The following is a 13088-nucleotide window of genomic DNA, read 5'->3' as shown; positions in this document are numbered from 1 at the left end:
CCCGAGCCCAAGCCGAAGAAGGAGAAGCGCCGCCGCGCGGGGTGAGGCTCGCGGAAAGGCCCCCGGCATCCCGTTTCCGGGGAAGACCCGGTAGGCTGGCGGACGCCATGCAGGCGTGCCCCTTTTGCCAGACGACGATGCGCAACACCTACGCCCGGGGGCTGGTGCGCGACGAGTGCGGTGCCTGCGGCGCCGCCTGGTTCGAGGAGGAGATGCTGGCGAGGGTCGTCGGCGGGCCCACGCTGACGGCGGTGTTCGAGCAGGCGAAGGGCAAGCCCGGACGGTGCAAGGGCTGCGAGGCCTCGCTCCAGTACGTCCCGGGGTGTCCCTCCTGCGGGCGTCAGGCGCCCACCTGCCCCACGTGCGCAAGCGCGCCGCTACCGGCGGTGGACCTGCGGGACGTGACGGTGGACGTCTGCGTGAAGTGCCGGGGCGTGGCCCTGGACGCGGAGGAGCTGGCGCGGCTCCAGAAGGCAGCGGAGCCCGCCCCCCGCCATGAGCCGCAGCCCATCGCCGCCGACTTCGAGCACGAGTACGACACCCGGAAGAGCCTGAGCCTGTTGCCCAAGGTGCGCCTGGGGGACGAGCCGGCCTGCGTGACGTGTGGCCGGAGGCTGGATGCGCGCTACGGCTTCGTCTGGGAGGAGCGGCTGTTCTGCGGAAGCTGCGCGCCAGAAGGCTCCGCGCCCTACACGGATGAGCTGACCAAGGCCCAGCCCAGCGAGACCTACGGCCGCCGGGCCCGGCACCTGAACAACAGCGCCGCCGAGTCCGCCGTGGTGTGGCTGCTGTCGAAGATCTTCAAGTAGCCACGTGTCACGAAAGTGTTTGTAGCGGTTCTGGTTACAAACCGGCGCTCCGAGTAGCGCGATTGTCACATTGATCATTTCACCCAGGGTATTGCACCCTGCCAGGGCAACACACCCAGCCAGGGGCAGACGGATGAAATTGACATGTCTTATCGTGGCCGCGCTCGTCTCAATCCCATTCCACGTGAGTGCCAAGGAGGCCATCGAAATCCAGCTCACGTCCGAGGCGACGCGGTTTCCGGCGGACGCGCCCGTGGACCTCAAGGTCACGTTCACGAACGTGTCCACGAGCCCGGTCCGGATCCTCGGCTACCACACGCCGGTCGTCGAGGGGATCGAAGCGGACATCCTTTCCGTCTCACTCGCGCGGGAGCCGGTGGAGTACATCGGCCGGATCTACAAGCGCGCGGCCCCCAAGGACCGTGACTACCTGACGCTGAAGCCGGGGGAGAGCATCTCGGGCGTCGCCTCGCTCTGGGACAACTACGACCTCTCCGTCTCCGGGACCTATGCGGTCCAGTATAGGACCGAGGTCCTGAGCGCGGGGTCGGACCAGGCGGTCGCCTTCTCCAACGTCATCTTCCTGGACATCGAAGGCCGGAAGCCTCCGGTCGATCCGGACGACGTGGAGGAGGACGGACCGGTCACCAAGATCGTCAATGGCAGCAACGAGAAGTTCAAGTCCTGCAGCGCTTCGGAGAAGAGCTCGCTGGAGACCGCGCGGGAGCACGCCCTGAACTACGCGGATGATGCCTATGACTACCTGGTGGCCGGGAGCAACACGTCCCGCTACACCACCTGGTTCGGAGCCTATGATGGCTCCCGCTACAGCACCGTCCGGGAGCACTTCCGGAAGATCCGGAACGCGATCGACAACGAGACGTTCAAGATCTACTGCAACTGCAACAAGAACGCGTATGCCTTCGTGAGGCCGCGGCAGGAGTACAAGATCCACCTCTGTTCCCTCTTCTGGCCCGCGCCGATGACGGGCACGGACTCCAAGGCCGGGACCCTGGTTCACGAAGTCAGCCATTTCCGGGTGGTCGCCGACACGGATGACATCCAGTACGGGCAATCCGGCGCCATGCAGCTCGCCAACTCGAACCCTGGCAACGCCATCAAGAACGCGGACTCCCACGAGTACTTCGCCGAGGCCACGCCGTACAGCCCCTACAATCCCTGTGCGCCGACCGTGACGTCCCATACGGGCGCGCCCATCACCGCGAACTGGGATGGGGCGAACTGCCACGTGATGAATATCCCCGCCGGCTTGTCGCCGTTCATCTACAACAACAGCTACTACGTCAACGCGGGCTCCAGCACGTCGTGTACGGCGCCTTCCATGTGGGACGGGGCGAACTGCTACATCCTTCCCTACCCCGCCTGGAGCACCAGCTCCTTCGTCTGGTCCGGGAATCTCTACCTGACGCCTGGACCCGGCAATGCATGCCCCGCGCCGTCGACCTTCGACGGGGCCAATTGCTTCGTCATGCCGCTGCCCTGGGGCTCGACGTCCTTCACGTACGCGAACAACCTCTACATCACGCCGCTCCCCTCGTGCGCCATTGGAGGTTTCGATGGTGCGCACTGCTATGTCGGCGCGGCTCCCGCCAGCCGCACGGCGTCCGTCTGGGGCTCGTCCTTCTATTACAGCCACTGAACGCGGGCCCGGACACCGTGTCATGACGGGTTGTCATTCCTGGGACCCCGCTCCATGACACGGGGTCCACCGCCAGGGTGAGCGCGAACAGTGCTCACTCTGGGGCAGCCGCTGGCCCTTGTCTTGCTCAAGGCCTCCCTGTTCCAAACAAGGAGGCCTTCCCGTGATTCGAGAAATGCAGCGGCCCATTCAGGGCTTGTTCGTCCTGCTTGTCTTTTCGTGCGCCCTGACGGTCGCGCTGATCGTGAACCAGCTGTTCACGACCCTCGTGATGCCCGGCATCCGGGACACGTGGGCTGGGGCGCCGGTGCCGCCGAACGGCCCTCCCGTGACGGCGCTGGATGGGACCCGGTTGGCTCAATTGACGGGGCTCTCGTCCGTCACCCGCGTGGCGGCGGCGCCAGAGCCGCCACCGGACCTCCGCCGGAGCATGCTGGGCATCCGGCTACTGGGCACCCTGGTGGCGCAGGATCCCCGGTGGTCCATGGCCTCCATCCATGAGCTTCCGGCCGGCAGCGCGCACAGCCTGATGGTCAGTGACACCATCCAGGGGGCGCGGGTCTTCGCCATCGAGCGGGAGCGCATCCTGCTGCTGGTGGACGGGCGGCTCGAGTACGTCGACGGTTCCGCGAGCGTGGCGCCCGTCGCCGTGAACGTCCATCCGGGGGCGGCGCAGCCAGGAGGCTCCGGCCTGGGCCGTGGCATCCGGGAGACAGGCCCAGGCACCTACGCCGTGCCCCGCGAGGACATGGCCGAAGCCCTCACGCACCTGCCCGAGCTGTCGATGCAGGCCCGGGTGGTCCCCGCCTTCAAGGACGGCCGTCCCGTGGGCTTCAAGCTGTTCTCCATCCGCGAGGACTCGTTCTACTCACGGCTGGGGCTGCGCAATGGAGACGTGCTCCAGCGCATCAACGGCCTGGACCTGGACAGCCCCGACAAGGCGCTGGAGGCCTTCACGAAGCTGCGCGATGCCCCGCGCATCGAGCTTCAGATCGAACGCGGCGGCGCCCCGGTCCGGAAGACCTTCGACGTCCGGTAGGCCCCTACGCCTGCGCCGCCGCCAGCTTCTCCTGCGCGACTTCCCACCGGGCATAGAGGTCCTCCAGCTCCTCCTTGCCCACCCGGTGCGCGTCCATCAGCGGCTTCGCCCGGGCGAAGTCGTTGTAGAGCACCGGGTCCGCCAGCTGCCCCTCGCGCTCCTTCTGCTCGGCCTCCACCTTCGCGATGCGCTCCTCCAGCTTCGCGATCTCCTTCTTGATGGGGCCCTCCACCACGGAGCGCCGCTGGCGCGCCTCCGCCTCCAGGCGCTTGCGCTCCTTCTCCGACACCGGGCCTGAACCCGCCGTGCCGCCCTTCCCGCTCGACGCCCCCGTATCCGCGCCCTCCGCCGCCTGGCGCTGCTGCTCCTGGTGGTAGAGGTACTCGTCCAGGTTGCCCGGGTGTGACGTGAGCTTGCCGTCCGCCACCTCCCAGACGTGCGTGCACAGGTTGTTGATGAAGCTGCGGTTGTGGCTCACGAACAAGAGCGTGCCGCCGTACAGCTTCAGCGCTTCAATCAGCATCTCCGACGAGTCCAGGTCCAGGTGGTTCGTCGGCTCGTCCATCAGGAGGAAGTTGGACGGAATCAGCAGCAGCTTCGCCAGCGCCACGCGCGCGCGCTCGCCACCGCTCAGCACGCCAATGGGCTTCTCCACGTCGTCGCCGCTGAAGAGGAACGCGCCCAGCACGCCGCGCACGTAGCTCTCCGGCTTGTCCGCCGCCAGGGGCCGCACCTCTTCGATGATGGTGTTGTCGCGGTTCAGCTTGTCCGCGTGGTGCTGCGCGTAATAGCCCACCACCACGTTGTGCCCCAGGGACACCTTGCCCGTGTCCGGCGCCAGCTCCCCCGCCACCATCTTGAGCAGCGTCGTCTTGCCCGCGCCGTTCGCGCCCACGACGGCGATGCGCTGGCCCCGCTCCAGCCGCGCGTCCAGCCCGTCGTACACGGAGAGCGCGCCGTAGCGCTTGGTGATGCCCTCCATCAACACCACGTCCCGGCCGCTGCGCTCCACTTCCGGGAAGCGGAACTTCATCGTCTGGCGCTCTTCCAGGACCTGGACCTTCTCCAGCTTGGCCAGCATCTTCGCGCGGCTCTGTGCCTGCTTCGCCTTGGTGGCCTTCGCGCCGAACCGGTCGATGAAGCCCTGCAGCTCCGCGCGGCGCTGCTCCACCTTCTCCGCCCGGGCCTGGAGGAGCACCATCTCCTCCGCGCGCTGGCGCTTGTAGTCCTCGTAGTTGCCGGCGTACTCGCGCACGCCCTCCATCTCCAGCGACACCACCCGGTTGATCTGCCGGTTGAGGAAGTCGCGGTCGTGGGAGATGAGCACCATCGCCTTGTTGGAGCGGCGCAGGAACCCGTCGAACCACGCGAGCGTGGGCACGTCCAGGTGGTTCGTGGGCTCGTCCAGCAGCAGCAGGTCCGGGTCCTGGAGCAGCAGGCCCGCCAGCGCCGCGCGCATGCGCCAGCCTCCGGACAGCGCCTGGGTGGGCTTGGACAGGTCCGCGTCCTTGAAGCCCAGGCCCTTGAGGATGCGCTCGGCGTGGTGGCGGCCGTAGCGGTTCTCGAAGTCGTCCAGCTCCGCGTGGAGGTCCGCCAGCGTCTGGGCCAGCTCCAGCTGCTCCTCCTCGTCCGTGGCCTGGGCGAGCGCTCCTTCCGTGTCCTTCAGGCGCGACTCCATCGAGTCCCGGCCGGGGACCGTGCTCATCACCGCCTCCACGACGGTGCCCTCCGGCAGGCCGGCGATCTCCTGGGGGAGGTAGCCCGCCCGGGCCCGGCGGCTGTACTGGACGGTGCCCCCGTCCGGCTGGCTCGCGTGGGCGATGATCTTCATCAGGGACGACTTTCCCGTCCCGTTGGCCCCCACCAGGCCCACCCGGTCCCTGGGACCAAGGGTGAAATTGTCCTCGTCGAAGAGGACCTTCTTTCCGTAGGCGAGGCTGATGTCCTGGGCGATGACGAGGCTCATGGCGGAGGGGGGAGATAACAGCCGGGAAGCCCCACGGGAACGGTTCTGATGCCTGCCTGACTGCCCAGGGAGCACATCTCCCCGGTTGGGCGGAAGGCGGGGCTTGCCTATACTCCCGGCACCCATGGCCGCCCCCTGCCCCCACTGCGGAAGTACCGAAGGTCAAGATCACCTGTGCGCGGCGCAGAGTCTCCAGCTCCTGGGCCAGGTCCTGGACGGCCGCTACAAGATTGAAAGCGTCCTGGGTCAGGGCGGCATGGGCATGGTGTTCCGCGCCACCCAGACGTCCGTGCAGCGCCCGGTGGCCGTGAAGACGCTCAACCCGTCGCTCGCCGCGGCGCCCCAGTTCTTCGAGCGCTTCCGCCGCGAGGCGGAGATCGCCAGCCGCCTGCGCCACCCGAACGTCATCACCATCTTCGACTTCGGCCGGGCCGCGGACGGCACCTGCTACTACGTGATGGAGCTCCTCAAGGGCGAAAGCCTCAAGGAGCTGGTGAAGCGCGAAGGGCCCATGACCCTGCGCCGCGCGGTGAACCTGCTGGAGCAGGCCACGCTGGGGCTGGCGCACGCGCACGAGGAGGGTTGCGTCCACCGCGACCTGAAGCCGCACAACATCATGGTCCAGGCGCTCGACGGGAAGGACTTCGTCAAGGTGCTGGACTTCGGTCTGGTGAAGGCGCTGGAGCAGGACGAGGAGGAGCAGCTCACCTCCACCGGCCAGGTGCTGGGCACCCCGCAGTACATGCCGCCCGAGCAGGCCGGCGGCGAGTCCGTGGACCAGCGCTCCGACCTCTACTCGATGGCGGGCGTGCTCTACTTCTGCCTCACGGGCAGCTCGCCCTACGGCGCGAACACGGTGCGCAAGGCGCTGACGGCGTCGCTGACGCAGCCCGTGCCCCCGGTGAGCAGCAAGCGCCAGGGCGCGCCGGTGCCGCCGGAGCTGGATGCCTTCTTCGCCAAGGCGCTCGCGCCGGAGAAGGAGGACCGGTACCAGAACGCGCAGGAGTTCATCGACGCGCTGCTGGACGCGGTGGAAGGCCTGTCCGCCGACGAGCTGGACGCCCACCCCACGGGCGGCACGCCGGGTGCGGAGCGAGGGACGGGCAGCCGCAGCCGCGCGGGCTCTGGCAGCCGCGCGGGTTCGGGCAGCCGGTTGGGTTCAGGCAGCCGCGCGGGCCGTGCGCCGGCCCCGGGCAAGACGGGTTCGCGCGTGGGTCTGGCTCCGCCCCGGGGGACCACGCCAGCGGGAGCGCCTCAGGGCGCCGCGCCCCGGGCCACGACCAGCGCGGCCAACCCGCCGCTGTCGCCCGCCAACCGTGCGCGTCCGCCCGCGCCCCGGCAGGCCGAGCCCGAGGCCCCACCCCCGCCCCAGGGCATGTCCGGGGGCGTGAAGGCCGCGATCATCGGCGTGCCGCTGCTGCTCATTGGCGCGGGCGTGGCGTTCGTGATGACGAAGGACCGTGGAAATGACCCGCCGCCGGTAGTCCCCGTGGCGGTGACGCAGCCGAGGACGCAGCCCGTGGAGGCTCCGCCGACGCGCGCGCCGGATCCGCTCCCGACGACGCCTCCTCCGGCGGCGCTGCCGCAGGACGTGACGGTGGAGGTCATCTCCACGCCCGCGGGCGCGGCCATCTTCGACGGGGATGTGCAGATCGGCACCACGCCCACCAAGTTGATGCTGCCGCGCTCCCGGGTCACCGAGCTGCGCTTCAAGCTCGCCGGCTATCAGGAGGTCATGCGGCCGCTCGACTTCAGCCGGAACGCGGACGCGACCGTCGCTCCGGTGGCCGTGCGGCTTGAGCCGGTCCGCGCCGCGCCGCCGACCCGGCCCACGAAGCCGTCGAAGCCCTCCGGCGGCAACGACCCGGGCATCGGCGTGTTCGAGTAGGCCCGAAGGGGGCGATTCCCACCGCTTCCGGAAGGCTGTCGCCCGCCCCCAGGAGCAACCGCCCCCAGGGGCCTCTCGGTCCGGATGCGAACGCGGCGACTACGGGCTGAGGGAGAAGCTCCCCGACCAGGCGCCGTAGGAGTACGTGGTGATGCCGTTGCGCGTGGTGCCCGTGTAACTGGCCTGCCCTGGACGGATGGTGACGGACACGTTCCCACCCGAAGCCGGAATCACCCCCGCGTGCACCGCGGACGCGCAGGCGTCCGAGTCATCGGTGTAGAGGTCCGTCCCCCACACCGTGCCGCCGCTCACCGGACCGCAGCTACACCGGATGCTCGTCCCGTTCTGGCCGCGGTAGGACGTGAAGTCGTAGCTGGAGCAGGCGCTCGGAGGAGGCGTCAGGCCGCTGACCGAGAAGCTCCCCGCCCAGGCGCCGTAGGAGTACGTGGTGACGCCATTGCGAGTGGTGCCCGCGTAGCTGGCCTGCCCCGGCAGGATGGTGACGACCACCGTCCCGCCCGCCGTGGAGATCGCGCCGGCATGCACCGCGGCCACGCAGACGTTCGAGTCGTCGGTGTAGAGGTCCGTCCCCCACACGGTGCCCGAGCCCACCGCGCCGCAGCCGCAGCGGATCTGCGTCCCGTTCTGCCCGCGATAGGACGTGATGCTGTAGCTCGAGCAGCTCACGACCCCACCGCCCGTGGAATAGAGGGCCGACAGCGCGGTGATGTCCGAACCGGTCCACTCGCCCGTCTCGGTCGACCGGAAGCACGAGTTCATGATGGAGCCGCCCACCGTGGCCGTGGTGGGCGTCCCGGGGATGAGGATGGCCCCCACGCCGGCATCGCCCTCGTCGCCACCGGCGCCGCAGCTGATGCTGCGGTTGTAGTAGTCCGAGTGCCGGAAGCCGATGGCATGGCCCAGCTCGTGGGTGATGACGTGCTCGTTCACGTCGGCGCTGTAGCTGTCCAAACCCGTGCCGATATAGAAGACCCCATAGGGCATCCCGTTCGACGGGAAGCCCGCCTGTCCGCCGGTACCGGACGTGGTCTCCGCGGTGATGTTCGCCGTACAGCCGGTGGTCGGTCCGCGAGCGAAGGTGAGCCGCAGCCCCTGCTCGTTGTAGTTGGCGATGGCCAGGTCGAGGCCCTGGCTCAGGTTGGGATAGCTGTTGAACGTGGCGGTGGGGTTGACGCAAATCTTCGTCACGCCCATGCCGACCTGGTTCGTCGTGCGGTACTGCTCGGCGCTCCCCTCCAGGGGCTGGAGCATCTCGCGGGACGCCTCGAGGGTCACGTGAGCGTCGCGCCCCACGTACACGGCTCCGTCGAAGACCTGGATGTCATTGGCTGGAAAGCCGGCCTCGATCAGGTTGGAGATGATCTCCTGGTTCTCCACTGCCGGGTCGCCTCCGCAACCGGTGAGGGAGACACCAACCAGCAACGCCATGGTGAGTCTACGCATGCGAACCTCTTGTTCGAGGAAAGGACAGCGCGCGACCGCGCATCCCCATCCATGCATGCGCCAAACCCAGCCAAAAACATGGAAAACCAGCAAAAGTTAAATACCAGAAAATTTTGATTTGCTCCTGCTTCAGCCAGATCGTCGAGCCTGGCGAAGGCAATCCGCTGCCGTCACCAGGAGCTGAAGGAGCGGGCGTGCCAGCCGCCCGCCGGCCCCCCGTGGGCGGTCATGCCGGACCTCGACGCACGGTCCACCAGGGCCTCGTGACGCGGCAGGATGCAACCTGTTGCATCCCAAGCCCGACGAGGCAATGGCATCCCGCCAGGTCCCGTGCGGGGCTCCGGCCCACTCTTCGCCGCGGTGCATCGGCAGTGGATGACGCGCGCGTGGTCCCAAAAGACAGCGCTCCTTGAGACATGAACTCACTTGCAACCTGAGTGAAGGGAGCCATACCATGTGTCCGATCCCGGACAACGCCATCGCATCACGGACGCCCAAGCGGTCCGACGTCATTCCCATTCCTTCATCGAAGAGGATGTTCGCATGCCGGATGCATCCACGGTGCTCTCGACGGTCGACAACACCGCCATCAAGATCGAGCAGGCGCTGTACAAGCTCTACACGGGGGTCACCAGCCAGGGATTCAAGGACGTGCTCAAGCAGCTCCCCACGGTCATCCTGGACGCCGTGCAGACCACGCTGAGCAAGGTGCTCGACTCGGTGGCGAGCATCGTGAAGCAGCTGACCGACCCGAAGGTGCTCAACGGCATCAAGGACGTCATCACCGCGGGCCGGGACGTGGTCGCCTCCACGCTGGACCTGCTGCCTTCGAGCGCCCAGGGCTTCGCGGAGACGGCGAAGCGCTTCCTCAACGTCATCGCCGACTTCGTCAGCGCGGGGGTGGAGCACATCGGCGCCATCGTCGACCTGCTGATGAAGGTCATCGGCGCGCTCGCGGGCAAGGTCGAGGCCCTGGCGGCCGAGACCGTCGCCGCCCTGAAGAAGTCGGGGCTGGCGCTCCCCGCCTGAGCACGCGGCTCACTCCGGGGAGCACCCGCCTCGCGACGCGCGGGGACTCCCCTTCCTTCCACCAACACGTGAAGAGGGCCGCGCGGGGGAAGAGGTGCACGGAGCACCGTCCGCGTGCGCGGCCCGGGGTCCCTGCCCCCTGAGCAGGGCATCCACCTCCCTCGTTCCCGAGGGTACGGAGCGCGTATGGCCAGTGGCCTCATCATTCCGGGTGTCCAGGTAACGGTGGTCAAGGAAGTGCTGCCCCAGCAGCTCGCGCCGTCCGGGGTCCTGGGGCTCATCGGCTTCACCGAACGCATCGAACAGACCGACCAGGACCAGACCCAGGTCACGCGCGCCGGAAGCTGGCCGCGCTACGTGGAGGTCCTGGGACGCGCCAGCGCCTACAGCCTGCCCGAGGCGAGGCAGGCCCTGGACAATGGCGTCTCCGAGCTGGTCATCTCCCCGCTGCCCGCGAACGCGGGCGCCACCGCGCGCGTGGCCCTCACCGGTGACGAGGCGAAGGCCAAGGCCTTCCGGGCCCTGCTGGACAAGGGGGTCCGCGACGCCACCGCAGCAGCGGACGATGCCAAACGGCAGTGGGACGCGCTCAAGGCGAACGCGTCCTCCGACCCCGTGGCGGTCAAGCAGGCGGAGGCCCGCTCCGTGGAGGCCAAGGCGCGCCTGGATGACGCCACCGCCGCCCAGAAGGCGGGCTCGGACGTCTCGAACGACAAGGCGGGCCTCACGCTCACCGCGCGCGCGCCGGGGCCGTGGGCCAACGGGCTCCTCGTCCAGGTGGCGTACCGGGACACGCTCGACCAGTCCGTCTCCTTCGACCTGAAGGTGCTGCGCCGGGTCGCCGGCCGCGAGGAGGTCCTGGAGATGTACCGCGGCCAGACGCTCACCGCGTTCACCGCCACGCTGCGGGGCTCGTCCTTCCTGAAGGTGGACGAGGCGAAGGCGCTCGGGTGGCCCCGCGCGGACGAGTACACGCTCACGGGCGGGCAGGACGCGAGCGCCGCCGACTACGCCGCGGCGCTGGACCGGCTGCGCGACGAGTCGGACGTGGACATGGTGCTCGCCGCCGTGCAGGACTTCTCCGACCTGACGAAGGTGGCCCGCATCTACGGCGCCGTCATCAGCCACTGCAACGCGCTGAGCGACGAGTGCCGGGGCCGCGTCGGGTTCGGGCAGGTGCCCCGGACGGGGAGCCTGGACACGCACGCGCAGCTGGCGAACAACCTGGTGAGCGACCGGTTCGTGCTGGTGGCGCCCAACGGCGCCGTGGGCGCGGTCACGGGCATGGTGGGGAGCCTGCCCTACTTCCAGTCACCCACCTTCAAGCGGCTCTCGGGGCTGGCCGACCTGCCCGCCCTCTCCACGGAGGAGCAGAAGGCCCTGCTGCGGGGCAACGTGGTGCCGGTGGTGCTGGAGCGGGGGCGCGGCACCATCGTGCTGCGGGGCCTCACCACCGACGGAGATCAGATCAACGTCCGCCGCGTGGCGGACCGCGCCGTGCGCATGTTGAAGCAGGTCGGTGACCTCTTCATCGGCCTGTTGAACAACGCGGACGGACGCACCGCCCTCAAGCAGAAGCTGGTGGAGGCGCTGGTGCAGATGGAGAAGGACGGGGCCCTGGTCCCATCCACGGACGGCAAGGACCCGGCCTTCAAAGTGGAGGTCTACTCGTCCCAGGCCGACTTCGCCCAGGGCATCGTCCGCGTGAACATGGCCGTGAGGCCCGTGCGCGCCATCGACTACATCTACGCGACCATCACGGTCCAGGTTTGATGAGGAAACACGCTGATGCCCACGGTCTTCTCCGCCAACCGTAGCAGCGTCCTCGTCGACGGAAGCCCCGTCGAAGGACTCCAGTCCCTCGTCTTCCGCGTCGTCACCGAGCGCGAGGACATCCGCGCCATCGGCTCCAACGAGCGGGTGGACGTCATCTTCGGCCTGCGCACCGTGCAGGGAGAGCTCGTCATCCGCTCGGCCCACTTCGGGCTCGACACGCTGTTGCAGGACCGCGCGAAGTTCCAGCTCGTGACCAGCCTGAAGCGCACCGAGGGCACCGACGACACGCGCACGCTGTCCTTCGACGACTGCTACGTGGAAGGCAAGACGTTCCAGGTCGACGCGCACGGCAGCGCGGCCACGACCTACGCCTTCACCGCCACGCGGGTTCGCGAGGAGTAGCGCGTGCCAGGGGAGCCCACGCCAGCGGCCTGGGAGCCCAGCGCCACCGTCCCCTCTTCCCTCGAGGTGGACGGCCGGTGCTTCCTCGTGCGCGTGGAGGTCCCCGGTGAGGCGCTGGAGGTGGACACCGCCGCGGGCGAGCGCGTGCGGCTCGGCCGCTGGGGCTTCGACGCACACCTGTGGGCGCTCGACCGCCACGCCAGCGTCGACGGGCAGGGGCTGCATTTCGATGCCACCGGCTTCGCGCGCGAGGTGATGCGCGGCCTGGCGGTCCCGGCGGCGCTCATGGAGGAACTGGCGCCGGTGGCGCTCTGGTGGGCTGCGTCGGGCGGATACGAAGCCGGCTCCGGGCTCCAGGAGGACGGGTGGCTGCGAGCGGGCGCCGTGCGCGCCCGGCTGCGCCCGTGGACCTTCGTGGAGCGCTCCAGGGCCTTGAACGAGAGCACCCTTCCCAGTGCCGGGGGTGGCCAGGAGTTCCGGCTGGAGCGGTATCTGCGCCTGATGCTCCGGGCCTCCGTCGTGGCGCTGGAGCCCGCGGGCGTGGAGCTGTCGATGCTCGACGGGGCGACGACGGTCGCGCTCCTGGATGCGGCCCTCGCGCTCAATGACATGGGGGCGCGGGACGAGGACTCGCGGCTGAAGTCCCCGGATGTGGACAACCCTCGGCTGGCGCGGGTGACGCTGCGGCTGTGCAAGGCGTTGGGATGGACGCCGTCCCAGGTCTGGGAGACTCCCGCGGCGGAGGTCGACCGGCTGCTGGCGCTGTTGGAGGTGGCGGAGCCTCCGGCACCGAGGCCCGCGCGCGTGGGTCGGGCGCCGAGCCTCGCGGATCATCCGGACGCGGTGGTCATCCAGGTGGAGGACTGACCGTGCGCGTCTCCACGACGACCCGGGAGCTCACGTCGCTCCTCGCGCGCCCGGCGCTCCGGGCGATGGAGTCCGTCGCGAAGCAACTGGGTGTCCGGCTTCCCGAGCCCCCACAGGCCTCGGATGAGCCCGCCGGCGAGTCCTTCCGGGAAGCCGCTGGCGCACCTCCCAGCGACATGCCCCCGCCC

11 protein-coding genes are annotated in these 13088 nt (G+C 69.1%); 9 read left to right on the top strand and 2 right to left on the bottom strand.

Annotation, left to right across the window (positions count from 1 at the left end):
• Positions 1–107 precede the first annotated feature (107 nt).
• The 3 genes from D7X32_RS38750 to gspC all read left to right on the top strand — a co-directional run bounded on the left by D7X32_RS38750 (position 108) and on the right by gspC (position 3508).
• Positions 108–809, top strand: coding sequence for a TFIIB-type zinc ribbon-containing protein (locus tag D7X32_RS38750; protein WP_120607552.1), 702 nt, complete (start codon positions 108–110; stop codon positions 807–809).
• 184 nt (positions 810–993) lie between these two features.
• Positions 994–2469, top strand: a complete 1476-nt coding sequence (locus D7X32_RS38745) for a M35 family metallo-endopeptidase (RefSeq protein WP_158625838.1) — start codon at positions 994–996, stop codon at positions 2467–2469.
• Positions 2470–2632: 163 nt separating this feature from the next.
• Positions 2633–3508, top strand: coding sequence for a type II secretion system protein GspC (gene gspC / locus D7X32_RS38740; RefSeq protein ID WP_147450437.1), 876 nt, complete (start codon positions 2633–2635; stop codon positions 3506–3508).
• A gap of 4 nt (positions 3509–3512) precedes the next feature.
• Here the strand turns inward: gspC and D7X32_RS38735 are convergent, their stop codons facing one another.
• Positions 3513–5474: an ABC-F family ATP-binding cassette domain-containing protein gene (locus D7X32_RS38735; RefSeq protein WP_120607549.1), complete on the bottom strand. Its 1962-nt coding sequence runs from the start codon at positions 5472–5474 to the stop codon at positions 3513–3515.
• Between the two features lie 124 nt (positions 5475–5598).
• Here D7X32_RS38735 and D7X32_RS38730 point away from each other — a divergent pair, with 124 nt between their 5' ends.
• Positions 5599–7362, top strand: a complete 1764-nt coding sequence (locus D7X32_RS38730; protein ID WP_120607548.1) for a serine/threonine protein kinase — start codon at positions 5599–5601, stop codon at positions 7360–7362.
• Between the two features lie 99 nt (positions 7363–7461).
• On the opposite strand, the gene D7X32_RS47685 is transcribed toward D7X32_RS38730, so the two are convergent.
• On the bottom strand, positions 7462–8826 hold the full coding sequence (locus D7X32_RS47685) for a M57 family metalloprotease (RefSeq protein WP_120607547.1): 1365 nt from the start codon (positions 8824–8826) through the stop codon (positions 7462–7464).
• A 543-nt stretch (positions 8827–9369) separates the two neighbouring features.
• Between D7X32_RS47685 and D7X32_RS38720 the strand changes: the two genes are divergently transcribed.
• The 5 genes from D7X32_RS38720 to D7X32_RS38700 form a co-directional block, all read left to right on the top strand.
• The gene (locus D7X32_RS38720) at positions 9370–9855 is read left to right on the top strand and encodes a hypothetical protein (protein ID WP_120607546.1); all 486 of its coding nucleotides are present in this window, start codon (positions 9370–9372) and stop codon (positions 9853–9855) included.
• Positions 9856–10041: 186 nt separating this feature from the next.
• Complete coding sequence (locus D7X32_RS38715; protein WP_120607545.1) at positions 10042–11628, top strand: phage tail sheath C-terminal domain-containing protein; 1587 nt, start codon at positions 10042–10044, stop codon at positions 11626–11628.
• Between the two features lie 15 nt (positions 11629–11643).
• Positions 11644–12033, top strand: coding sequence for a hypothetical protein (locus D7X32_RS38710; protein ID WP_120607544.1), 390 nt, complete (start codon positions 11644–11646; stop codon positions 12031–12033).
• Between the two features lie 3 nt (positions 12034–12036).
• The gene (locus D7X32_RS38705; protein WP_120607543.1) at positions 12037–12900 is read left to right on the top strand and encodes a hypothetical protein; all 864 of its coding nucleotides are present in this window, start codon (positions 12037–12039) and stop codon (positions 12898–12900) included.
• A 2-nt stretch (positions 12901–12902) separates the two neighbouring features.
• Positions 12903–13088, top strand: a 186-nt coding sequence (locus tag D7X32_RS38700) for a hypothetical protein (protein ID WP_147450436.1), incomplete at its 3' end; no start/stop codon positions are given.

Source organism: Corallococcus carmarthensis (genome assembly GCF_003611695.1).
Taxonomy (GTDB): domain Bacteria; phylum Myxococcota; class Myxococcia; order Myxococcales; family Myxococcaceae; genus Corallococcus; species Corallococcus carmarthensis.
The sequence above is the reverse complement of the archived record's forward strand: the minus strand, read 5'-3'. Positions and strand labels throughout refer to the sequence as shown.